Origin of the sequence: Brevundimonas viscosa, assembly GCF_900116065.1 — a bacterium.
In the GTDB taxonomy this organism is placed as follows: Bacteria; Pseudomonadota; Alphaproteobacteria; order Caulobacterales; family Caulobacteraceae; genus Brevundimonas; species Brevundimonas viscosa.
In genome coordinates, this window is the sequence record NZ_FOZV01000003.1 from 230473 (window position 1) to 250693 (window position 20221).

Below are 20221 nucleotides of genomic sequence, written 5' to 3' on the forward strand. Positions count from 1 at the left end.
CCTACCCTTGCAGCGTCAGCCGTGTCGGCGTGGCGGTGAACGCCGAGAGGCGGCCGAGGTAGCTCATGCCGAGCAGGGAGTGGGGCAGGCCGTGATCGACGACCAGGGCTTCGACCTGGTCGACGCGGGCTCCGGCGACGGCGACGGACTTCAGGCGCACCGGGGCGGCGCGCACGGGGCCGGCGGCGGTGGCCAGGGAGGTGGAATAGGCGTCGGCGGACGGCTCGATGCCGAGGGCGGCGGCGTCGGCGCGGGTCAGGACAACCCGACTGGCGCCGGTGTCGACCATCAGGCGGACCGGCCGGCCGTCGATGCGGGCTTCGGCCCAGTAGTGACCATCGGCAGCGCGGACCGCGGCGGCCGGAACTTCCGCGGCCTGGGCCGCGCCGCGCAGGCCGCCCATGTCCATCCACCACAGAACGCTGAGCGAAGAGGCGACGGCGAGGGACAGAACGCCAAGGGAGGACAGGTCGATACGCATGCCGGCGGTGTCGCACGGCGTCGGTTGGAATGCGGTGAAAGAGCGTGGTTGGGGGGAGGTTAACGGGCGCCGGCCACAGGCAGTGGGCGGCAGGCGGTAGGCAGTAAGCAACAGGTGGCGATGACCGGGCCAGAGGGCGGCCCTGATTTCCCGCTTGTCACGACTGCCTACTGCCTACTGCCTACTGCCTACGCCGGTCGCCTTGCCCGCCCGTCCCGGCAACTCCGCCATGATCGAGGCGCGTTCGGCGTCGGTGAAACGGCTCCAGCCGCCGATCTCCTGCAGGGTGCGATGGCAGCCGAGACACAGGCCGGTGGCCCCGTCGACGATGCAGACCTGCACGCAGGGGGTGGTGATGGAACGGGGCGGGCGCGGGTTTGATGACATAGGTGCGAAAAATGATCCGGCAGCGGAACGAAAACTTGCATTCGGCGCTGGAATGGCCCAGGTTGAGGATGACGCGAAACGACTGAGAGGGTGAGAACCCCTGCGAGCACGACGTGTCTCTTTTCATCGTTCAGCGAAAGGAGACATCAACAGATGAACGACAAGACCCGGAACCTCCAGCACGCCATGCTGTCCTTCGCCCTCTGGGGCGGCATGCTGGTGAACACGAAGCAGACGAACGGAGCGGGCGACCGCGTGGTCAGCCACCCGTCGAACTTCGAACCGATCAAGCTGGACAGGGTGCGCCGCTAGGCGCGCCGCCAGGCAGACCGACGAAGCCCCGGCCGCAAGGCCGGGGCTTCGTGCTTTCGGAGATGCATTTGTCTCGGGCCTGCGGATGAGTCACTGATGTCGCATGACCCTGATCGTGCGCGAGCGGCGCGACGCCGTCGAAATCTGGACCCTGGACCGCGCGGAGCGGCTGAACGCCCTGCCCGACCTGCAGGATGGCGAGGCCTTCGCCGAAGCCTGCGCGGCCGTGAACGCCGACCCGGCGGTGCGCTGTGTCGTGCTGACCGGAGCGGGCCGCGCCTTCTCGGCGGGCGGCGACCTCAAGGCGATGCGCGAGCGGCGCGACCTGTTCGAGGGCACCGGGCCTGAAATCCGGGAGCGTTACAGGCGCGTGGTGCACCGTATCGTACGATCGCTCTACGGCCTGGAAGTGCCGCTGATCGCGGCGGTGAACGGGGCGGCCATGGGGCTGGGCTGCGACATCGCCGGCCTGGCCGACATCCGCATCGCCGCCAGCGACGCGCGCTTCGGGGTGCCTTTCCTGAAGCTCGGCATCATCCCCGGCGACGGCGGCTCGTGGCTGCTGCCGCGCAACATCGGCTACGCCCGGGCGGCCGAGATGCTGTTCACGGGCGAGACCATCGATGCTGCCACGGCCGAGCGCTGGGGGTTGGTGAACCACGTCGTCGCGCCCGAAGCGCTGATGGCCGAAGCCCTGACCACCGCCGGCCGGGTGGCGGCGCATGGCTCGCAGGCGCTGCGCATGGCCAAGACCCTTTTGCGCCAGGGCCGCGACATGAATTTCGATCAGATGCTCGAGATGACCGCCGCCATGCAGGCGCTGGCCCACCTCACCGACGACCACGCGGAAGGGGTCGCGGCGGCGCTGGAGAAGCGGCCGCCGCGGTTCTGACCTGGCCCCCTGCGTCAGCCCTCGCGAGCCGGCTGTTGCATCGAGCGATTGGCGGGCACGCCGGCGGCGGGTTCGCGCGGCGCGCCGGCGGTCTCGCCCGGCTTCATGAACTTGACCAGCACGCGCTGGCCGATGAGCAGCGGCGCGTCGCCGGCGGTGACGACCACCTCGACCACCCGCTCGTCGGAGCGCTGCGACGGATCGTCCGAGGCCAGCTTGCGGGCCCCGAAGACGGCGGCGCGGCGCAGAACCGAGCCGACGTAGACCTTGGACGGGTCACCTTCCGGCGTGATCTCGACGGCCTGGCCGACGGTGACGTTGGGGATGTCCGATTCGACGATCTCGGCGCGCGCGATGCGCGGGGCGTCGGGCTCGAGGTCGAACATGTTCGACACGTTCAGGGTCGATGCGCCGGCGCCGGGGTTGGCGTAGCGGCGCACGATGCGGCCATCGGTCGGGGCGCGGATGACGGTCAGCTCGACGTTGTATTCGGCCTCGGCCATGCGGGCGCGGGCGGTCTGGACCGAGGCCTGCTGGGAGGCGAGGCGCGCCTCGGCGGTGGCGATGGCGTCGCGGGCCTGGTCGAGCCGCTGGGCGGCGACGAAGTTGGTGTCGACCAGACGCTCGAGACGCTCGTACTCCCGCCGGGCGGTGGAGATGTCGACCTGGATCTGGCGCAGCTGGCTCTCGGCCTGGGCGACCTCGGCGCGGGCGCGCTGCAGGGCCAGGCGCGGCTCGTCGTCCTCCTGGCGGGCGAGGATCTGGCCGGCGACGACGCGGTCGCCCTCCTGCACCAGCACCTCGCGGACCACGCCGCCGCGGCGGGCGGCGATCTGTATGATGCCGCCCTCGATGTCGACCTTGCCGTTGGCCACGGCGGCGTAGGGCGTCTCGACCTTCTGCGCCGCCGCCTTCTCGTCGGCGGCCTTCTTCTTCGCGGCGTTGCCGGACATGACGTTGAAACCGACGACGAGCACCACGATCAGCGCGACGCCGATCCAGAGCCACTTGTTCTTCAGAAAGCCAGGCATGGTGTTCTCGGTCCCCGAAAGGCGGTTCAGTGCGACGCCAGGGTGGCGTCGAGGTTGGGCGTGCGGCGCTGGTCGTCGATGATCACGCCGTCCTCGATGTGGATGACCCGGTCGGCCCAGGCCTCAAGGCGCGGGTCGTGGGTGACGCAGATGACGGCGGCGCCGTGTTCGGTGGCGGCGCGGCGGAGCAGTCGGATCACCACCTGCCCGTTCTCGCCGTCCAGCGCCGAGGTCGGCTCGTCCGCGAACAGGATCTGAGGCTCCTTGGCCAGGGCGCGGGCGATGGCGACGCGCTGCTTCTCGCCGCCCGAGAGGGCGGACGGCCGCTGGTGCAGGCGGTGGCCGAGACCGACCTCCTCCAGCGCGATGGTCGCCTGCCGTTTGGCGTCCGCCTTCGACAGTCCCTGGAACTTCAGCACCACCTCGACCTGCTGCAGCGCCGACAGCGCCGGGAACAGGTTGAAGCCCTGGAAGATGAAGCCGCAGTGGTCGAGGCGGAACTTGTCGATCCGGCCGGACGACAGCTTCCAAAGGTCGTCGACGTCGAGCGTGTCGACCCGGCCGGCCTCAGGTCGGAGCAGGCCGGACAAGGCCGCGATCAGGGTCGACTTGCCCGAGCCGGAGGGCCCCATGACCATGGTCAGATCGCCATGCCGCGCGTCGAAATCGACCTTCTTGAGCACCTCGACGAAGCTCTTGCCTGACTTGAAGCGCTTCACCAGGCCCTTGGCCTCGATGGCGAAGTCGCCGTGCTTGCCGTGAACCTTGGTCGTCATCATCGCAGCAGGTCCGCCGGCTGGCTGTTCTTGAGGACGCCGAGGGACAGAAGGCCCGACAGCATGGCGATGGCCACCAGGCCGCCGCCGACGATGATCAGCAGCATGGGCGGCAGGGAAATGATCACGGCGTTGGCGGCGGCCAGCAGCTGAACCAGCCAGGTCAGGAAGATGGCCGCGGCGACGCCGACCAGGCCGACCCAGAAGCTGAGCTCCATGACGATGCGGCGCAGCGAACCCATGCCGACGCCGAGGGCCCGCAGCGAGGCGAACTCCTTGATGTTGGCCATGATGGCTCCCCGGAGGGTCTGCCAGGTGATGGCCACGCCGATGATGGTGCCCAGCACGACGCAGCCGCCGATGATGATCACCAGGATGCCTTCCTCGAACATGCCGGCGGCGTTGGCCTCGGCCAGCTCGTCCCGGGTCCAGGCGCGCCACTGGCCGGCCCCCATGGAATTCAGCTCCCGCGCCACGGCCTCGGCGCGCGCGGGGTCGCTCAGCTTGACCATCAACGGTCCGACCCGGGGCCCGGTGTCCGCCTGCCCGACCATGCGCAGGGTGTCGCGAGACATGATGACGGTGGGCTGCATCATGTTCGGATAGCCGCGGGTGACGCCGACGAGGGTGACGGTCTGACCATTGTAGAGGGCCTTCTCGCCCAGCCGGACGCCGAGCTTCGGCAGGTCGGTCTCGTCGACGGCGACGGTGTAGGGCTGCCGCAGGGCGTCGACGAGTTGCTGCGAATAGTCGACCGGAATGGTCACCGCGTCAGGCGTCGTGTCGATGATCCGCGTCTGGACGTAGTTCATCTTGGGCGCGCCGGCGCGGGCGCGGTCCGCCTGGGACTGGGTCGGGTCGACGTTCCTGACCGACTGGAAGGATCCGCCGGCGCCGTCGAGCGGCTGAACCTCGACCACCTCGTTATGGTTGTAGACCAGCGGGATGAAGCGGCGCGGCACCCCGGACGGGCCGCTCATGATGTTCTTGGCGCCTGGCTGCAGCACCATGATGTCGGCGCGCGACCGCTCGATCTGGGCCGTGAAGCCCTTGCCGATGCCGATGAAGACGCCGGTCATGGCGAGCACCAGCAGGCCGGAGAGGGCGAGCGCCATCACTGCGGCCATGTAGCGGCGCCACTCGTAAAGCAGGGTGGAAAGTGCAAGCGACATCTGGATGTGCGGCCCCCGGTATTGCCGCTATCTGACGACGCCCGCCGTCAGGGCCAAGTTAAATCGGGGTAAGGCGGCGGCGGTCGGTCGCGCAGCAGGCCGTGGACGCGGCGCCCCCGGCAAGGCTAGGTATCCGCAACAGGTCCGGCGACAGGCCGGCCCACAGGGAGAATGCAGGATGCTGTTCCGTTCGCTGCGCGCCGCCGTCTCGGCGACCGCCTCCATCGCCGTCGTCGCGGGCGCCATGGCCGTGACGGCCCCCTCCCCGGCCAAGGCCGACGAGGGCATGTGGACCTTCGACAACTTCCCGATCCAGACCGTCAACGACAAGTACGGCACGCGCATCGACCAGGCCTGGCTGGACCGGGTGCGCAACGCGGCGGTGCGTCTGCAGGGCTGTTCGGCCTCCTTCGTCTCGGACGAGGGCCTGATCCTGACCAACTGGCACTGCGTGGTCGGCTGCGTGCAGGACCTGTCGTCGCCGGAGAACGACTACGTCAAGAACGGCTGGATGACGGCGACCCGCGAGGAGGAGCGCCGCTGCCCCGGTCAGACCGCCGAGGTGCTGACCGAGATCGTCGACGTCACCGACCGCGTGCTGGCGGTGGGCGAAGGTCTGGAAGGCGCGGCCTTCAACGCCGCCCGTTCGGCCGAGATCAACCGCATCCAGCAGGAAGCCTGCGCCGGTGATCCGAAGCTCAACTGCCAGGTGATCAGCTTCTACCGCGGCGGCCGCTACGCCCTCTACAAGTTCCGCAAGTACGACGACGTCCGCCTGGTGTTCGCGCCGGAGCAGCAGGCCGCCTTCTTCGGGGGCGACCCGGACAACTTCAACTTCCCGCGCTACGCGCTCGATGCCGGTTTCCTGCGCGCCTACGAGAACGGCCAGCCGGTCTCGACGCCCAATCACCTGACCTGGAATCCGGAAGCGCCGAAGGAAGGCGACGTCACCTTCGTGGTCGGCAATCCGGGCTCGACCTCGCGCCTGCTGACCATGAGCCAGCTGGAGCGGCTGCGCGACCAGCAGCTGCCGGTGACCCTGATCCAGGCGTCCGAACTGCGCGGCCGGCTGCTCGAGTATTCGCTGACCGGCGACGAGGCCAAGCGGCTGGCGTTCGACCCGATCTTCGGTCTCGAGAACAGCTTCAAGGTCTACTACGGCCAGCAGGGCGCCCTGACCGATCCGGACTTCATGGCCATGAAGCGCGAGCAGGAGCAGGAGCTCCGCGCCCGGGTCGCCGCCGATCCGGCGCTGGTCCAGCGCATCGGCGATCCGTGGGCCGATCTGGAGCGGGTGCAGGCCACGGCGATGGACCTGTACCTGCCGTTCCGCCAGCTGGAGCAATCGGCCGGCGGCGGTTCGCAGCTGTACCAGTACGCCCGGGCGATCGTCCGCGCGGCGAAGAGCAGCGACATGAGCGAGGCGCGCCGCGCCCAGCTGGCCGCCAGTCTCGCCAACGAGGTTCCGATCGCGACGGACATCGAGGAGCTGCGGCTGCGCTACTGGCTGTCGAAGACCCGCGAATACCTGACCGTCGACAATCCGGACGTTCAGCGCCTGCTGGGCCGCGAGAGCCCCGAGGCGCTGGCCGAACGGCTGATCGAGGGCACGAAACTGGCCGATCCGGCCTTCCGGGCGCAGGCCCTGTCGATGACGCCGGAGCAGCTGGCCGAGGCTGACCCCCTGCTCGCCTTCGTGCTGGCCAACGACGACGCGGCCAAGGCGATCGGCGACCGCTGGGCCGCCGAGGTGAGTGCGCCGACCGCCCGCGCCGCCGAGAAGGTCGCCGAGGCCCGGTTCGCCGTCTACGGCACCAACCTCTACCCCGACGCCACCTTCAGCCTCCGCCTGTCCTACGGCCAGGTGCAGGGCTGGACCCACCGCGGCGTGACCGTGCCGCCGTTCACCTACATGGGCGGCCTGTACGAGCGCGCCACCGGGTCCGAGCCGTTCGACCTGGCGCCGCGCTTCGCCGCCGCCGAGGCGCGCATCAACAAGGACGTCGTCTACGATTTCGTCTCGACCAATGACATCATCGGGGGCAACTCCGGCTCGCCGGTGGTCAACGCCGACGGCGAGGTGATCGGCGCGGCCTTCGACGGCAACATCCACTCGCTGGGCGGCGCCTTCGGCTACGACGGCGAGCTGAACCGCACCGTCAGCGTGTCGACGGCGGCGATCACCGAGGCGCTGCGCGCGGTCTATCCGCAGCCGCGCCTGCTCGAAGAGCTGGGGGTGGACTAAGTCCTTCTCCCCTTGCGGGAGAAGGTGGCCGAGCGAAGCGAGGCCGGATGAGGGGTCGCACCGGTCTTGCCGGGCGGCCCCTTCGTCATTCATGGTCCCGCGATAAATCGGGTCTCCCTGTCGACCCCTCATCCGTCGGCCTTCGGCCGCCACCTTCTCCCGCAAGGGGAGAAGGAAGGAGTCATTCATGCGCCTTCCCCTCGCCGCCTCGGTCGCCGTTCTCGCCTTCGCCGCCGCTTCGGGCGCGAAGGCCGAGGAGGGCATGTGGACCTTCGACAACTTCCCCATCGCGCGGGCCAACCAGACGCTGGGCACCAACATCGACCAGGCGTGGCTCGACCGGGTGCGGCTGTCGTCGGTGAAGTTCGGCGGCTGCTCGGCGGGACTGGTCTCGGGCGAGGGGCTGGTGCTGACCAACAATCACTGCGTCGCCACCTGCGTGGCCAACCTGTCGACGCAGGCAGTGAACTACGCCGAGACCGGCTTCGCGCCCCGGACGCGCGAGGAGGAGCTCCAGTGCCCCGGCGGCTCGGCCGAGATCCTGACCGAGATCACCGACGTGACGGCGCGCATGCACGCCGCGGGCGCGGGGCTGGAAGGCCAGGCCTTCACCCGGGCGCGCGACGCCGAGGCCGGCGCCATCGAGCAGGAAGCCTGCGGCGGCGACGCCGCCACCCGCTGCCAGGTCGTCAGCCTGTACCGCGGCGGCCAGTTCAAGCTGTACAAGTTCCGCCGCTACACCGACGTGCGCCTGGCATGGGCGCCGGAGGACCGGGCGGCCACCTTCGGCGGCGACCTCGACAACTTCAGCTTCCCCCGCTTCGCCATCGATGCGGCCTTCGTCCGGCTGTACGAGAACGGCCAGCCGGTGGCGACGCCGACCCACTTCACCTGGAATGCGGAGCGCCCCGTCGAGGGCACGCCGGTGTTCGTCTCGGGCAACCCGGGCTCGACCCAGCGGCTGCTGACCCTGGATCAGCTGGCCACCATCCGCGACGTGGTCCTGCCGCTGGACCAGCTGATCGCCTCGGAGCTGCGCGGCCGACTGATCCGCTTCTCGGAGGAGAGCGAGGAGAACGCCTTCATCGCCATGGATCCGATCGTCGGCCTGGAGAACACCTACAAGCGCGGCCGCGGCCGGATGGCGGCGCTGGTCGACCCGGGCTTCATGGCGATGAAGGCCGAGGCGGAAGCTGACTTCCGGCAGCGGGCGGGAGCGCTGGCGGGCGTGGGCGATCCGTGGACCGAGCTGAGCGCGGTGCAGCCGATCGCCCGCGAGCTTTATCCCGCCATGGCGCTGCTGGAAGGCGGCACGGGCATGGGCACCACTTCGCCGGGCGGGGGGTCGCAGCTGTTCAGCTGGGCGCGGACGCTGGTGCGGGCGGCGCAGGAGCGTGAGAAGCCGTCGGCCGAGCGCCTGCCGGAATACGCCGACAGCCGGCTGGCTGCGGTGCAGAACGCCCTGTTCGCCGCGCGGCCGGTCTATCCCTCGCTGGAGCAGGTGCGGCTGGAGTGGTGGCTGTCCAAGACCCGCGAATGGCTGACGGTGGACGATCCCCGCGTGCGGGCCCTGCTGGGCGATGAATCGCCGGAACAGCTGTCGGCGAGACTGGCGGCGGGCTCGACGCTGGGCGATCCGGCGGTGCGCCGGGCGTTGTGGGAGGGCGGGCTGGCGGCCGTAGAGGCTTCGGACGATCCGATGATCCGCTACCTGCTGTCGATCCAGGAGCCGACCCGGGCCATCCGCTCGGAATGGGAGGAGAAGGTCGAGTCGCCCACGGCGCGGGCATCGGAACAACTGGCGGCCGCGCGCTTCCAGGCCTACGGCGACAGCGTGTATCCCGACGCCACCGGCACCCTGAGACTGACCTACGGGAAGATCGAGGGCTCGGACGTCCCGGGCCAGCGCTGGGGCCCCTTCACCACCTTCGGCGGCCTGTGGGACCGGGCGACCGGCGCCCCGCCCTTCGACGTCGCGCCCAAGCTGCTGGCGGCGAAGGACCGGATCGACCCGGACACGGTCATGAACATGGCCGTGTCGTCCGACACCATCGGCGGCTCCTCGGGTTCGCCGGTGGTCACCGAGGCGGGCGAGATCGTCGGGGCCAACTTCGACTCCACCGTGCTGACCCAGCGCAACGCCTACGGCTACGACCGCGCCGTCAACCGCTCGGTGATCGTGACCACGGGCGCGATCACGACGGCGCTGCGTGACGTCTACGGGATGGAGCGGCTGGTGGAGGAGCTGGGCGCGCGTTGATGTTGGATTGGGTCGGCCTGGAGGCCCGGATTCGCCGACTGCGGGCTGATGCCTTCTACTACATTGGCGCCCTGATGATCGCAGGCGCCCTGCTCATGTTCCTGGCTGCGCTGCTCGCGGGCCAGCTGACGTGGCCCATCGCCGGCATTGTTGCAGCCAACATCGGCGGCGGTGGCGCCACGCACCTCATCGGCAGATGGCTACGCGCCCGGCAAGGACGCGCAGGCTAGAGCTGCCGCATCTTCTGCTGGGCCTTGGAGAAGTACTGCCAGCCGGTCCACAGGGTGACCACGGTCGCCAGCCAGAGCAGCAGGTAGGCGAAGGTCTGGAAGTGCCGCAGCCACTCGAAGGGCAGGCCGAAGCCTTCCCACAGGGGCGCCAGCGCCAGCTGGAGAACGGCCAGCGCGACCATCTGCAGGACCGTCTTCCACTTGGCCAGCAGGGTGACCGGCAGCTTGACCTTGCCGGCCACCGTCTCGCGCAGGGCCGAGACGGCGAACTCGCGGAACAGGATCAGGCCGCAGGGGATGGCCGCCTGCGGCACCGAGCCCCAGGCCAGCACGCCGAGGATGGCCCCGGTGATCAGCACCTTGTCGGCGATCGGGTCGAGGATGGCCCCCCAGCGCGTCGTGGCGTGCCAGCGACGAGCGAGGAAGCCGTCGATCCAGTCGGTCGAGGCGGCGACGATGAAGATGATGAAGGCGGTCCGCGCGAAGCGGAACTGGTCGCTCGGGCTGAGGAAGTCCGGCGGCAGGAAGGGCAGACCCTGCGGGGCCGCGCCCGCGAGGAGCAGGAACATCACCACCCCCGCGGCCAGGCGAAGGCCCGTGAGGATGTTGGGGATCGGATTGGCGTGCGGGGCGGGGGTCATCGGCGTCATCCGTGCTTCAACGCCGATCTGCCACGCTTCGCTGCATGAAGCGAGCCGTCAGTCCAGCGGCTGGAACCGCCCCGGCCCCTTCAGGGCACGCAGCACCCCGTCGGCGATCCCGAAGTGCAGACCGCTGAGGGTCAGCTGGCCGGCCGCCTCGCGCTCCGCGATCCACGGGAAGGTGCGCAGGTTCTCGATCGACAGGCGGACCACGGTCTCCTCGGCGAGGCGCTCGCTCTCCTCGGCCGGGAAGCTCTCGCAGACCATGCGGACCACGGGCGCGGCCTGGGCCACCCACGGAGCCACGAAGTCCCGGCAGCTGTCGGGCGCGCCGTTCAGCATGGCGTTCACCCCGCCGCAGAGGGCGTGGCCCATGACCACGATGCGACTGACGCCGAGGACCTTCACCCCGAACTCCAGCGCCGCCGAGACGCCGTGCAACTGGCCGTCCGGCTGGTAGGGCGGCACCAGGTTGGCGACATTGCGGACCACAAACAGCTGGCCCGGCGCGGCGTCGAAGATCAGCGCCGGATCGGCGCGGCTGTCCGAGCAGGCCACAACCAGGGTGTGCGGCTTCTGTCCATCGGCGGCGAGGGCCTCGTACTCGGCCTTCGCGTCGGCCCAGTGGCCTTCACGAAAGCGACGATAACCGGCCAGCAGGGCGTCGTTCGAGTCGTGGGTCATGGATGGCCTTCTAATGCGGGCTCACGCCTTGCGGAAGAAGGCGTGGATGCGTTCGGCCAGGGCCTGGTTGATGCCCTCGACCTTGACCAGATCGACCACCGAGGCGCGGCCGACGCCCTTGGCCGAGCCGAAGGCGTGCAGCAGGGCCTTCTTGCGGCCGGGTCCGACGCCCTCGATCTCGTCGAGCGGGTTCTTCTTGATGTCCATGGAACGGCGCGTGCGGTGGGCCCCGATGGCGAAGCGGTGAGCCTCGTCGCGCAGCCGCTGCAGGTAGTAGAGCGCCGGCGACTTCAGCGGCAGCATGAACGGCGGCTTGCCGGGGATGAAGAAGCGCTCCAGCCCCGCGTCCCGGTCCGGCCCCTTGGCCACCCCGACCACCGGAATGTCGTGCAGGCCCAGCTCGGCCATCACCGCGACCGCCTCGGCCAGCTGCCCGGCCCCGCCGTCGATCAGCACCAGATCGGGCCGCTCGACCTCCTCGCCGGCCTCCTCCTCCTTCGCCAGTCGGCCGAAGCGGCGGCGCAGCACCTCGCGCATCATGCCGTAGTCGTCGCCGGGGGTGAGCTCGTCGCCGCGGATGTTGAACTTGCGGTACTGGGTCTTCCGGAAGCCCTCGGGCCCGGCGACGATCATGCCGCCGACGGCGTTTGTCCCCTGGATGTGCGAGTTGTCGTAGACCTCGATCCGCTCGGGGCGGGCCTCCAGGCCGAAGGCCTCGCACACCTCGTCGAGGATCTTGCCCTGGGCCGAGCTCTCGGCCATGCGCCGGCCCAGCGCCTCGCGGGCGTTGGTCAGGGCGTGGTCGACCAGGGCGCGGCGCGGGCCGCGCTGCGGCAGCTCGATGGTCACGACCCGGCGGCCGTCGACGGTCTTCGCCTTCATCGAGAAGGCCTCCTCCAGCAGCTCCTTCTCGTGCGGCCGCACGTTGGCGAGGATCTGCCGCGGCAGGGGCTTGTCCTCGTAGAACTGGCCGAGGAAGGCGGCGAGGATCTCCGGGTCCGTGTCGGCCCGGTCGACCCGGGGGAAGTAGGCCCGGCCGCCCCAGTTCTGGCCGCCGCGGTAGAAGAACACCTGCACGCACGCCTGCCCCCCGTCCGAATGCAGGGCGAAGACGTCAGCCTCCGCCACACCCTCGGCGCTGACGGAATTCTCCATGGCGATGGCCGACAGGGCCCGGATGCGGTCACGGACGCGGGCGGCCTGCTCGAAGTCCATGGCGTCGGACGCCGCCTGCATCTCTTTCGACAGGCGTCCGATGACGGCGCGCGAACGGCCGCGCAGGAAGGCCTCGGCCTCGTCGACCAGCTGGCCGTAGTCCTCCAGCGAGATCAGGCCGGTGCAGGGCGCCGAGCAGCGCTTGATCTGGTGCAGCATGCACGGCCGGGTGCGGGTCTCGTAGACGCTGTCCGAGCAGGAGCGCAGCAGGAAGGCCTTCTGCAGGGTGGTCAGGGTGCGGTTGACCGCCCAGGTCGAGGCGAAGGGGCCGAAATAGTCGCCCTTCAGCGTGTGGGCCCCGCGGTGCTTCCTCACCTGCGGGGCGCGATGGTCGCGGCGGATCATCAGCTCGGCGAACGACTTGTCGTCGCGCAGCACCACGTTGAAGCGCGGCTTGAGCTTCTTGATGAAGTTGGATTCGAGCAGCAGGGCCTCGGTCTCGGAGGCGGTGACGACCAGCTCCATCGAACGAGTGAGGGAGACCATCAGCCCGATGCGCTGGGTGTGGAAGCGGCCCTGGGCGTACTGAAGGATGCGCTTCTTCAGCGACCGCGCCTTGCCGACGTAGAGGCAGGCCCCGTCCTCGCCGTACATGCGGTAGACGCCGGGCTTGTCGGGCGCCCGCCGCGCCTCGTCGCGGATCAGGTCGGCGGCCTTCAGCGAATCGGCGGGAAGCGGCTCCTCGGTCATCGCGACCGATATAGGCCTCGCGCGGGAGGAGCGAAATCTGGGCCGGATCGACGCCGTCGATCAGGATCGATTTCGCTCTAGAACTTCCGGACCATGACCACGCCGGCGATCACCAGCGCCACGCCGCCGACGCGGCCCCAGCTGATCGGCTGCTTCGGCATGCCCATGAACCCGATGTGGTCGAGCACCAGGCTGAGCAGCAGCTGGCCGGCGACCATGAGGATAATCGTGGTGGCGACGCCGAGCCGCGGCACGCCCCAGGTGGCGGCCACGACGAAGGCGGCGCCATAGAGGCCGCCGATCCACAGATACCAGGGCGCAGATCGCACCGTGGCGAAGTCCGGCCGCGCCTGCATCAGGAAGGCGACCACCGCCAGCACCGCCGTACCGACGGCAAAGGAGACGAGCGCGGCGTTGACCGGCGACCCGACCGCATTGGCCAGTTTCGCATTGGTCGGCGCCTGCAGGGAGGCCGCGGCGCCGCCGAGGACCACGGCGACGATGGCGAGGACTGAGGGGTTCATGGGCACTGGCTAGCACGGGAGACAATCGGGCGCGCGGACATCGGTCGGCCCCACGGTCTGGCGAAGCGCGGGATCTGCGGGTTCGTTCCGCTGCTTGAACACCCGCCGCCCGCGCTCTATTGGCGGGGCGAACAAGGAGCATCCCATGCTGGCTCTCGCCATCATCCTCGGCTTCGTCGCCGTCCTCGCCGTGATCAACTTCGTCGAGTTCGGCCGGGTTGACTGATCCGGTCGCCCGCCGCGGGGCCGCGCTGGTCACCGGCGGCGGCAAGCGCATCGGGCGGGCGATCTGCCTGGAGCTGGCCCGCGCCGGCTTCGATCTCGCCATCCACTACCGCTCGTCGGCCGGGGCGGCCGAGGCCGTGGCCGAAGAGGCGCGGGCGCTGGGCCGCCGCGCCGCGACGGTGCGCGCCGACCTCGCCGTCGAGGCCGAGACCAGGGCTCTGATCCCTGCCGCGGTGGAGGCCATGGGGCCGGTGGCCGTCCTGGTCAACAACGCCTCCGTGTTCGAGGACGACCGCGTCGGGGCGCTGGAGCGGACGACGTGGGACGCGCACATCGAGACCAACCTGCGGGCCCCGGTGGTGCTGGCCGAGGCTTTCGCCGCCCAGGCCCCGGAGGGCGGCTGCATCGTCAACCTTCTCGACCAGCGGGTGCTCAAGCCCGACCCGCGCTTCTTCTCCTACGCCCTGTCGCGCAACGGCCTGTGGTGGGCGACGCGGACGCTGGCGCAGGCGCTGGCCCCGCGCATCCGGGTGAACGGCGTCGGGCCCGGACCGACCCTGCCGTCGATCCACCAGAGCGAGGCCGAGTTCGCCGCCGAGGCCGCCGCCACCCTGCTGGGTCGCCCGGGCAGCCCCGGGGCGGTGGCCGCCGCGGTGAGATGGCTGGTGGACGCCGAGCTGGTGACCGGGCAGATGATCGCTGTCGACGGGGGCCAGCACCTGGCCTGGAAGACCCCGGACATTCTGGAGTAGCTCCGTGGCCGCACCGTCCCCCCTGCCCTTCCCCGGCGTCGAGGCGCCCGCCCATCAAGGGCTGACGGTGTTCGTGCGCGGCCTGGAGGTCGAGGCCGGGATCGGCGTCTACGACCACGAGCAGGGCCGGCTGCAGAGACTGGTGATCGACGCGACGCTTGTGCTCGAGCCGGCGCGCGTGGAGCGGCTGGCGGACACGGTGAACTATGAGACCGTCGCCGCCGCGGCGCGCGCCATCGCCGCCGAGGGGCACGTCGGTCTCGTCGAGACCTTCGCGGAACGGCTGGCCCTGGCCTGCCTGCAGGACGACCGGGTCCGCCGGTGCACCGTGCGCATCGAGAAGCCGGGCGCCCTGGCCGGCGCGGCGGCGGCCGGCTGCGAGGTGACGCTGGGTCGCTGAACCGCTTGCGCGGTTGCGCCCCGACAGCGGGGCCGTCATACGTGAGACGGAGTTGAAGGATCCCCGATGGCCGAACCCGGCGACCCCCGCAGTCCGGATGACGACGACGCCCTGATCGGCTTCGCCTCGGCGGAGTCGCTGCAGGGGCGGGCGCGTGCACCGGAGCCGCCGCAGCCGGAAGCGGTGGACGAGGCCCAGCGCGAGCCCGGGGAAGAGGCTCCGGCGTCGCGACCTCATCCGATCCGCGCGAGCTCGATCTTCGAGCCGTCTCCGGGTTTCGAGATCCACCACCACCGCCCCGAGCCGTCAGCGGCGCCGGTGATCGGCGGCCTGAACCTGTACGCCGTCTACGCCCTGATCCTGTTCGCGGTACCGACGCTGGGCGTCTCCGCCCTGATCGGCCTTGTGGCGGTGACCGGACGTCCCGGTCCGGATGAGCCTGAGGCGCGCACCCATTTCATCTACCAGCAACGCACCCTGTGGGCGGCCGCGGTCGCGGGAGTCATCGGTGTCATCCTGCTGGCGGCGCCGTTTGCGCTGGGCGTGCCCCTGCTGTTCGCCCTCGCCCTGTGGACGGTGATCCGCGGCGCCGCGGGCGTGTGGACCCTCAAGTCGGGCCGCGCGATCCGCGACCCGAGCAGTTGGTGGATCTGAGGAGAACCGGAATGTCCTACGTGCCGCCGGAACAGCGTGATCGCGTGCCGAGCGGGGGCGACGACGGCAAGGTCGCAGCGCTCGCCGCATGGGCCCTGTTCATCCTGTCGATCCCGAGCGCCAACCTGCTGGTGCTGGTCGGTCTGGTGGTCGCCTACGCCGCGCGAAGCTCGGCGGTCGGTGTGCCGAGGCAACACCTCGACGCCCAGATCCGCCTGTTCTGGTCGGTGTTCTGGTGGACCATCGCCTGCTGGATCGCCATCGCCGTCAGCGTGGTGATGTCGATCGTGCTGATCGGCATTCCCTTCCTGATCCTGTTCGGGATCCTCTGGTTCCTGATCAGCGTCTGGTTCACGGTGAAGAGCGTCTTCGGACTGATCAACCTGCTGGGCGACCGCGCCCCCTGAGACCGAAACGCCACGCCGTCGGTCGTTCGACGGCTCGGCTGGAACGCCTGCTCCCATCGACGGTTGAGGCCGTGTCCACTGCCGGACACAGGAGACGAGGCCATGACCGAGTTCCGCGACGTACGCGACGAGCATCGCTTCGAGCAGGGCTTCGCCGACCCGACGGGAGAGACGCGCCGCGTGTTCGCGGACTACGCCGTCCGCGACGGGACGCGGGTGATTCTTCACGTCGAGGCCGACCCGGCGCTGCGCGGCGGCGGCGCCGCGGGGCGGTTCATGCAGGCGCTGGCCTCCCATGCGCGGCAGGAGGGGCTGAAGCTTCAGCCCCGGTGCAGCTACGCCGTGATGTGGCACCGCCGTCACCCCGAGTACGACGACGTGCTGGCGGACTGACAGTCCAGCAGGCGGTAGTCGGGCCCCGCCTCCCCGGCCCGACGCAGCCTAACCGCCGCCGTAGCCGCCGATGATCGGCAGGATCTCGCCGGTGATGTAGCTGGAGCACTGGGGCGAGGCCAGGAAGACGAAGGCCGGGGCGATCTCCTCCGGCTGCGCCGGGCGCTTCATCACCGTCTGGGATCCGAACTTCGCGACCTTCTCCGCCGGCTGGTCGGCTGGATTGAGCGGCGTCCACACCGGCCCGGGAGCCACGACGTTCACCCGTATCCCGCGCGGGGCGAGGTGCGTGCCGAGCGAGCGCGCGAAGGCGTGGATGCCGCCCTTGGTCATCGAATAGTCGAGCAGGTTGTCGTTGCCCATGATGCCGGTGACCGACCCCGTCATGACGATCGACCCGCCCGCCTTCAGGTGCGGCACGGCGGCCTTCACCAGGTTGAAGTAGCCGTACAGGTTGGTCTTCAGGGTGCGATCGAAATGCTCGAGGGTCAGGTCCTCCAGCGCCTCCACATGCTCCTGGAAGGCGGCGTTGGGCACCACGACGTCGAGGCGGCCGAAGACTTCGAGCGTGGCCTTGACCGCGGCTTCGGAGAAGGCCGGATCCGCGGCGTCGCCCTTCAGGACGATAGCGCGGCGGCCCTCAGCCTCGACCGCCTTCCTCGTATCCTCCGCGTCCTTTTCCTCGTCGAGATGGCAGATGGCGACGTCGCAGCCTTCGCGGGCGAACAGCACCGCCACCGCCCGCCCGATTCCCGAGTCGCCGCCGGTGACGATGGCGGCCATGCCGTCCAGCTTGCCCGACCCCTTCCAGAACGGGGCGTCGTACATCGGGGCCGGATCGAGCGCCGCCTCCTCCCCCGGCTTCCTCTGGTGCTGCTCGGGGAATGGCGGCTCGGGGTAGCGGCGAGCGCCGGCCTGGACCGCACCCCCGTCATCGCCGCCGGCCGCCCCCTTGGCGTCGATGCCGGCCTGGATCTTCCGCTCCTGATCGGCGATGCGGTCGGCGCGGGCTTCGAAACGGTCGTCCATCGGCGGTCTCCTTCTTCTGCGTCGGAGAAGCGGTTGGAGCGCCGGGCCGTTCCCGCGCATTATGGTCGCGCCGGGCCGGAGGAGCCGTCATGCCGGATATCGACCTGAACGCCCTGGGGGCCGCGGCCGGGCCGCTGCAGACGTGGGTCTTGCCCGCCCTGCTGGGACTGGGACTGGCCTCGGCGACCGGGCTGCGCACCTTCCTGCCGCTGCTCATGCTGGCGCTGGCGGCGAAGTTCGAGCTGTTCGGGGTGCGCCTGATCGACCAGATGGACTGGCTGGTCTCCTGGCCCGCCATCGCGGCGCTGGCCACGGCGACGGTCGCCGAGTTCGCGGGAGACAAGATTCCGGCGGTCGACCATGCGCTGAACGCCGTCGGCTACGTGACCCGTCCCGTGGCCGGGGCGGTGGCCGCGGGCAGCGTGTTCTGGGCGGTCGACCCGACCGCCGCCGCCGTCGCCGGCATCATCGTCGGGGCCCCCGCAGCCCTCGCGTTCAACGCCGCGCAGACCGGCGCCCGGGTGGGCTCGACGGCGACCACCGGCGGACTGGGCAATCCCGTGGTGTCCCTGATCGAGGACGTGCTGGCCGTGCTGACGGTGATCGTCGCCTTCCTGGCGCCGATCGTCGTGCCGGTGCTGCTGATCGTGCTGGCGATCGTGGTGTTCAGGCTGGCGCGGCGGCTGCGCGACGGCCGGACGACCCGCCCGGCCTAGAGGGCGCGGCCGACGATGGCTTTCAGGGTCTCGGCCTTGGCGGGCAGGTCGGCGCTCAGGCGCGAGGCCAGTTCGCGGGCGCCCACGGGGTAGGCGTCGCCGCCGTCGGCGATCTCCTTCGCCATCGCGGTGGCCTGCAGCAACACCTTCTCCAGCGCCTCGACCTGCTCCACGGCGAGGGCGCGAGCCTCGAGCTGAAGCCGCTTCACGCGCTCGGAGGTGGTCTCCGGCTGGCGCATCAGATCGTAGACGGCGGCCTCGGACGGGACGAGACGGAGATCGGGCTTGGGCGGACTCTTGGGCATGGGCGGGCTCCTGTCGAGGCAATGCGAAGCGGCGCCGCAGCGTTCCCGGAGAGCGCGCCGTTAACCGTGGAGGGAGGGTCGGCTGTGTCCTGAAGGCCTCACTCGCCCTCAGGCCGCGGCACGTGCCGAGATGCGCGCCTCGGCCTCCCGCACGGCCTCGACGGCCCGGTCCAGCACGTCCAGCCCGGCCCCGGGACGCACCGACTCGACCGTCAGGATGCGGCGGAAGGCCCGCGCGCCGGCGCGGCCGTGCATCAGGCCGAGCATGTGCCGGGTCATGGCCGGCAGGTGGACGCCCTCCGCGAGGCGGGCGGCCATATAGGGGCGGTACCGTTCGATGGCCTGAAAGGCGTCGACGTCCGCATCGGCCGCGCCGAACAGACGCCGGTCCGCCTGGCCGAGGATGGCCGGCTCGTGATAGGCGGCGCGGCCCAGCATGACGCCGTCCAGCTGCACGGCGTCGGCCGCGTCGAGATGCGCCTCGGCCTCGGCCAGCGAGGCGACGCCCCCGTTGAGGCTGATCGACAGGTGCGGACGCTCGCGCTTCAGGCGCCGGACCAGACCGTAGTCGAGCGGGGGCACGTCCCGGTTCTCCTTCGGGGAAAGTCCCTGCAGCCAGGCCTTGCGGGCGTGGATGATGAAGACATTGACGCCCACGGCGTCGCAGGCGTCGACCAGTGAGAACAGCGCGGCTTCGGGATCCTGATCGTCGACGCCGATGCGGCACTTGACCGTGGCCGGAACCGGGACCGCCTCCCGGATCGCCGCCATGCACTCGGCGACCAGCCCCGGCTCCTTCATCAGGCAGGCCCCGAAGCGGCCGGACTGGACCCGGTCGGACGGGCAGCCGACGTTGAGGTTGATCTCGTCGTAGCCGAAGCCCTCGCCGATGCGGGCCGCCTCGGCCAGCTCGGCCGGGTCGGAGCCTCCCAGTTGCAGGGCCACCGGATGCTCGACCGGATCGAAGCCCAGCAGGCGCTCGCGGTCGCCGTGGATCACGGCCGGGGCGGTGACCATCTCGGTGTAGAGCAGGGCCCGGGTCGTGAGGGCGCGGTGGAACGCCCGGCAGTGCCGGTCGGTCCAGTCCATCATCGGGGCGATCGAGAGGCGTCGGTCCATCGGGCGGGCTCCATACACCGAAACGGCGGGAGTGCGCCAATCGGGGAACCCTCGCCGTTCCCGCCGTGTTTCCGCGGTCATCCCACGGAGGAAACCATGATCAGAACGCTTCTCGCCGGCGCCGCGTGCGCCGCCCTTCTGGCCGCGTGTCAGCAGGAACGCAGCCCCGAGGTCGTCGACAAGGCCCAGGACATGGCCGCCGGGCCGGTCGGCCAGATGTCGGCCGCCACCATGGGCTCCAACACCCAGGCCGGCTACATCTCCAACGCCGCCATGGGCGACATGTACGAGATCATGGCCGCCGACATCGCCCTCGAGCGCACCCAGAACGCCCAGGTTCGCGAGCTGGCGACGATGATCAAGACCGACCACACCGCCGCCTCCAACGCCATGAAGGGCATGCTGCCGCAGGCCGCCCCCGACGCCGAGGCGCCGACCGCGCTCGACGAGCGTCGCCAGGGCCTGATCGACAACCTGCGCTCGGCCTCGGCCGAGAGCTTCGACCGCACCTGGATCGACCAGCAGGTCGCCGCCCACCAGGAGGCGGTGACGCTGCACAGCGGCTTCCAGGACCAGGACTCGCCGCTGGCCGCCCACGCGCGCAGCGTGCTGCCCAAGATCCAGGCTCACCTGGAGCGCGCCCAGCAGATCCAGGGCTCGATGTAATCACCTCCGCCTGGC

25 protein-coding genes are annotated in these 20221 nt (G+C 70.4%); 13 read left to right on the plus strand and 12 right to left on the minus strand.

The features are described from left to right. Position 1 precedes the first annotated feature (1 nt). Both BM333_RS07570 and BM333_RS07575 read right to left on the minus strand, forming a co-directional pair. Positions 2-481, minus strand: coding sequence for a retropepsin-like aspartic protease family protein (locus BM333_RS07570; protein ID WP_092309235.1), 480 nt, complete (start codon positions 479-481; stop codon positions 2-4). Positions 482-655: 174 nt separating this feature from the next. Next, the gene (locus BM333_RS07575; protein ID WP_092309239.1) at positions 656-868 is read right to left on the minus strand and encodes a DUF1289 domain-containing protein; all 213 of its coding nucleotides are present in this window, start codon (positions 866-868) and stop codon (positions 656-658) included. Positions 869-1021: 153 nt separating this feature from the next. On the opposite strand from BM333_RS07575, the gene BM333_RS15915 reads away from it, so the two are divergent. Together BM333_RS15915 and BM333_RS07580 are read left to right on the plus strand one after the other, a co-directional pair. Next, entirely contained in the window at positions 1022-1180 is a 159-nt protein-coding gene (locus BM333_RS15915; RefSeq protein WP_177221828.1) for a hypothetical protein, read from the plus strand. A gap of 103 nt (positions 1181-1283) precedes the next feature. After that, complete coding sequence (locus BM333_RS07580) at positions 1284-2072, plus strand: crotonase/enoyl-CoA hydratase family protein (RefSeq protein ID WP_092309242.1); 789 nt, start codon at positions 1284-1286, stop codon at positions 2070-2072. A gap of 14 nt (positions 2073-2086) precedes the next feature. Here BM333_RS07580 and BM333_RS07585 read toward each other — a convergent pair whose 3' ends face one another. From BM333_RS07585 to BM333_RS07595, 3 genes are read right to left on the minus strand one after another with little or no spacing between them, the layout of a single operon-like run. After that, positions 2087-3103, minus strand: a complete 1017-nt coding sequence (locus tag BM333_RS07585; protein WP_092309245.1) for an HlyD family secretion protein — start codon at positions 3101-3103, stop codon at positions 2087-2089. Between the two features lie 26 nt (positions 3104-3129). Continuing rightward, positions 3130-3879 carry an ABC transporter ATP-binding protein gene (locus BM333_RS07590; RefSeq protein ID WP_092309672.1) on the minus strand — a complete coding sequence of 250 codons (750 nt, stop codon included), beginning with the start codon at positions 3877-3879 and terminating at the stop codon, positions 3130-3132. Next, positions 3879-5051 carry an ABC transporter permease gene (locus tag BM333_RS07595; RefSeq protein ID WP_092309248.1) on the minus strand — a complete coding sequence of 391 codons (1173 nt, stop codon included), beginning with the start codon at positions 5049-5051 and terminating at the stop codon, positions 3879-3881. The genes BM333_RS07590 and BM333_RS07595 overlap by 1 nt, the downstream gene beginning before the upstream one ends. Positions 5052-5229: 178 nt before the next feature. Between BM333_RS07595 and BM333_RS07600 the strand changes: the two genes are divergently transcribed. The 3 genes from BM333_RS07600 to BM333_RS07610 all read left to right on the plus strand — a co-directional run bounded on the left by BM333_RS07600 (position 5230) and on the right by BM333_RS07610 (position 9786). Further along, a complete protein-coding gene (locus BM333_RS07600; RefSeq protein WP_092309251.1) occupies positions 5230-7296 on the plus strand; it encodes a S46 family peptidase in 2067 nt (688 codons plus the stop codon). 187 nt (positions 7297-7483) lie between these two features. Then, a complete protein-coding gene (locus BM333_RS07605) occupies positions 7484-9556 on the plus strand; it encodes a S46 family peptidase (protein ID WP_092309254.1) in 2073 nt (690 codons plus the stop codon). Continuing rightward, a complete protein-coding gene (locus BM333_RS07610) occupies positions 9556-9786 on the plus strand; it encodes a hypothetical protein (protein WP_092309257.1) in 231 nt (76 codons plus the stop codon). Before BM333_RS07605 ends, BM333_RS07610 begins: the two co-directional genes overlap by 1 nt. On the opposite strand, the gene pgsA is transcribed toward BM333_RS07610, so the two are convergent. The 4 genes from pgsA to BM333_RS07630 all read right to left on the minus strand — a co-directional run bounded on the left by pgsA (position 9783) and on the right by BM333_RS07630 (position 13540). Beyond that, entirely contained in the window at positions 9783-10427 is a 645-nt protein-coding gene (pgsA, locus tag BM333_RS07615; RefSeq protein WP_245777186.1) for a CDP-diacylglycerol--glycerol-3-phosphate 3-phosphatidyltransferase, read from the minus strand. The genes BM333_RS07610 and pgsA overlap by 4 nt on opposite strands. Positions 10428-10484: 57 nt before the next feature. Beyond that, positions 10485-11111: a carbonic anhydrase gene (locus BM333_RS07620; RefSeq protein WP_092309265.1), complete on the minus strand. Its 627-nt coding sequence runs from the start codon at positions 11109-11111 to the stop codon at positions 10485-10487. 21 nt (positions 11112-11132) lie between these two features. Beyond that, a complete protein-coding gene (gene uvrC, locus BM333_RS07625) occupies positions 11133-13016 on the minus strand; it encodes an excinuclease ABC subunit UvrC (protein WP_092309268.1) in 1884 nt (627 codons plus the stop codon). A 77-nt stretch (positions 13017-13093) separates the two neighbouring features. After that, positions 13094-13540, minus strand: coding sequence for a DMT family transporter (locus BM333_RS07630; protein ID WP_092309271.1), 447 nt, complete (start codon positions 13538-13540; stop codon positions 13094-13096). 94 nt (positions 13541-13634) lie between these two features. Here BM333_RS07630 and BM333_RS16240 point away from each other — a divergent pair, with 94 nt between their 5' ends. From BM333_RS16240 to BM333_RS07655, 6 genes are all read left to right on the plus strand, one after another. Continuing rightward, positions 13635-13766, plus strand: coding sequence for a hypothetical protein (locus BM333_RS16240; protein WP_281246039.1), 132 nt, complete (start codon positions 13635-13637; stop codon positions 13764-13766). Next, positions 13759-14517: an SDR family oxidoreductase gene (locus tag BM333_RS07635; protein ID WP_092309274.1), complete on the plus strand. Its 759-nt coding sequence runs from the start codon at positions 13759-13761 to the stop codon at positions 14515-14517. The genes BM333_RS16240 and BM333_RS07635 overlap by 8 nt, the downstream gene beginning before the upstream one ends. A 4-nt stretch (positions 14518-14521) precedes the next feature. Then, complete coding sequence (folB, locus tag BM333_RS07640) at positions 14522-14917, plus strand: dihydroneopterin aldolase (protein ID WP_425425123.1); 396 nt, start codon at positions 14522-14524, stop codon at positions 14915-14917. 66 nt (positions 14918-14983) lie between these two features. Next, positions 14984-15571, plus strand: coding sequence for a hypothetical protein (locus tag BM333_RS07645; RefSeq protein WP_092309277.1), 588 nt, complete (start codon positions 14984-14986; stop codon positions 15569-15571). 11 nt (positions 15572-15582) lie between these two features. After that, the gene (locus BM333_RS07650; RefSeq protein WP_177221829.1) at positions 15583-15978 is read left to right on the plus strand and encodes a hypothetical protein; all 396 of its coding nucleotides are present in this window, start codon (positions 15583-15585) and stop codon (positions 15976-15978) included. A 102-nt stretch (positions 15979-16080) separates the two neighbouring features. Then, positions 16081-16371, plus strand: a complete 291-nt coding sequence (locus BM333_RS07655; protein WP_092309280.1) for a GNAT family N-acetyltransferase — start codon at positions 16081-16083, stop codon at positions 16369-16371. Between the two features lie 48 nt (positions 16372-16419). On the opposite strand, the gene BM333_RS07660 is transcribed toward BM333_RS07655, so the two are convergent. Then, positions 16420-17400, minus strand: coding sequence for an SDR family oxidoreductase (locus BM333_RS07660; RefSeq protein WP_092309283.1), 981 nt, complete (start codon positions 17398-17400; stop codon positions 16420-16422). 89 nt (positions 17401-17489) lie between these two features. Here BM333_RS07660 and BM333_RS07665 point away from each other — a divergent pair, with 89 nt between their 5' ends. After that, a complete protein-coding gene (locus BM333_RS07665; protein WP_092309286.1) occupies positions 17490-18116 on the plus strand; it encodes a DUF4126 domain-containing protein in 627 nt (208 codons plus the stop codon). Here BM333_RS07665 and BM333_RS07670 read toward each other — a convergent pair. Both BM333_RS07670 and dusA read right to left on the minus strand, forming a co-directional pair. Continuing rightward, positions 18113-18421 (minus strand): hypothetical protein, encoded by a 309-nt coding sequence (locus tag BM333_RS07670; RefSeq protein WP_092309289.1) that lies wholly within the window; start codon positions 18419-18421, stop codon positions 18113-18115. The two genes, BM333_RS07665 and BM333_RS07670, sit on opposite strands and share 4 nt — an antisense overlap. A gap of 108 nt (positions 18422-18529) precedes the next feature. Continuing rightward, entirely contained in the window at positions 18530-19540 is a 1011-nt protein-coding gene (gene dusA / locus BM333_RS07675) for a tRNA dihydrouridine(20/20a) synthase DusA (RefSeq protein ID WP_092309292.1), read from the minus strand. Between the two features lie 96 nt (positions 19541-19636). On the opposite strand from dusA, the gene BM333_RS07680 reads away from it, so the two are divergent. Beyond that, positions 19637-20206 carry a DUF4142 domain-containing protein gene (locus BM333_RS07680; RefSeq protein WP_092309295.1) on the plus strand — a complete coding sequence of 190 codons (570 nt, stop codon included), beginning with the start codon at positions 19637-19639 and terminating at the stop codon, positions 20204-20206. The last annotated feature ends 15 nt before the right edge of the window (positions 20207-20221 follow it).

Excerpts from the sequence above, each read along its gene's own strand:
- BM333_RS07595 (WP_092309248.1), bottom strand. The coding sequence starts at position 5,051 with ATGTCGCTTGCACTTTCCACCCTGCTTTACGAGTGGCGCCGCTACATG.
- BM333_RS07650 (WP_177221829.1), top strand. The coding sequence starts at position 15,583 with ATGTCCTACGTGCCGCCGGAACAGCGTGATCGCGTGCCGAGCGGGGGC.
- BM333_RS07585 (WP_092309245.1), bottom strand. The coding sequence starts at position 3,103 with ATGCCTGGCTTTCTGAAGAACAAGTGGCTCTGGATCGGCGTCGCGCTG.
- BM333_RS07600 (WP_092309251.1), top strand. The coding sequence starts at position 5,230 with ATGCTGTTCCGTTCGCTGCGCGCCGCCGTCTCGGCGACCGCCTCCATC.
- BM333_RS07605 (WP_092309254.1), top strand. The coding sequence starts at position 7,484 with ATGCGCCTTCCCCTCGCCGCCTCGGTCGCCGTTCTCGCCTTCGCCGCC.
- uvrC (WP_092309268.1), bottom strand. The coding sequence starts at position 13,016 with ATGACCGAGGAGCCGCTTCCCGCCGATTCGCTGAAGGCCGCCGACCTG.
- BM333_RS07680 (WP_092309295.1), top strand. The coding sequence starts at position 19,637 with ATGATCAGAACGCTTCTCGCCGGCGCCGCGTGCGCCGCCCTTCTGGCC.
- BM333_RS07575 (WP_092309239.1), bottom strand. The coding sequence starts at position 868 with ATGTCATCAAACCCGCGCCCGCCCCGTTCCATCACCACCCCCTGCGTG.
- BM333_RS07670 (WP_092309289.1), bottom strand. The coding sequence starts at position 18,421 with ATGCCCAAGAGTCCGCCCAAGCCCGATCTCCGTCTCGTCCCGTCCGAG.
- BM333_RS07570 (WP_092309235.1), bottom strand. The coding sequence starts at position 481 with ATGCGTATCGACCTGTCCTCCCTTGGCGTTCTGTCCCTCGCCGTCGCC.
- BM333_RS07660 (WP_092309283.1), bottom strand. The coding sequence starts at position 17,400 with ATGGACGACCGTTTCGAAGCCCGCGCCGACCGCATCGCCGATCAGGAG.
- BM333_RS07590 (WP_092309672.1), bottom strand. The coding sequence starts at position 3,879 with ATGACGACCAAGGTTCACGGCAAGCACGGCGACTTCGCCATCGAGGCC.
- BM333_RS07655 (WP_092309280.1), top strand. The coding sequence starts at position 16,081 with ATGACCGAGTTCCGCGACGTACGCGACGAGCATCGCTTCGAGCAGGGC.
- BM333_RS07630 (WP_092309271.1), bottom strand. The coding sequence starts at position 13,540 with ATGAACCCCTCAGTCCTCGCCATCGTCGCCGTGGTCCTCGGCGGCGCC.
- BM333_RS07645 (WP_092309277.1), top strand. The coding sequence starts at position 14,984 with ATGGCCGAACCCGGCGACCCCCGCAGTCCGGATGACGACGACGCCCTG.
- BM333_RS07665 (WP_092309286.1), top strand. The coding sequence starts at position 17,490 with ATGCCGGATATCGACCTGAACGCCCTGGGGGCCGCGGCCGGGCCGCTG.
- BM333_RS07610 (WP_092309257.1), top strand. The coding sequence starts at position 9,556 with ATGTTGGATTGGGTCGGCCTGGAGGCCCGGATTCGCCGACTGCGGGCT.
- BM333_RS15915 (WP_177221828.1), top strand. The coding sequence starts at position 1,022 with ATGAACGACAAGACCCGGAACCTCCAGCACGCCATGCTGTCCTTCGCC.
- dusA (WP_092309292.1), bottom strand. The coding sequence starts at position 19,540 with ATGGACCGACGCCTCTCGATCGCCCCGATGATGGACTGGACCGACCGG.
- BM333_RS07580 (WP_092309242.1), top strand. The coding sequence starts at position 1,284 with ATGACCCTGATCGTGCGCGAGCGGCGCGACGCCGTCGAAATCTGGACC.
- BM333_RS07620 (WP_092309265.1), bottom strand. The coding sequence starts at position 11,111 with ATGACCCACGACTCGAACGACGCCCTGCTGGCCGGTTATCGTCGCTTT.
- pgsA (WP_245777186.1), bottom strand. The coding sequence starts at position 10,427 with ATGACCCCCGCCCCGCACGCCAATCCGATCCCCAACATCCTCACGGGC.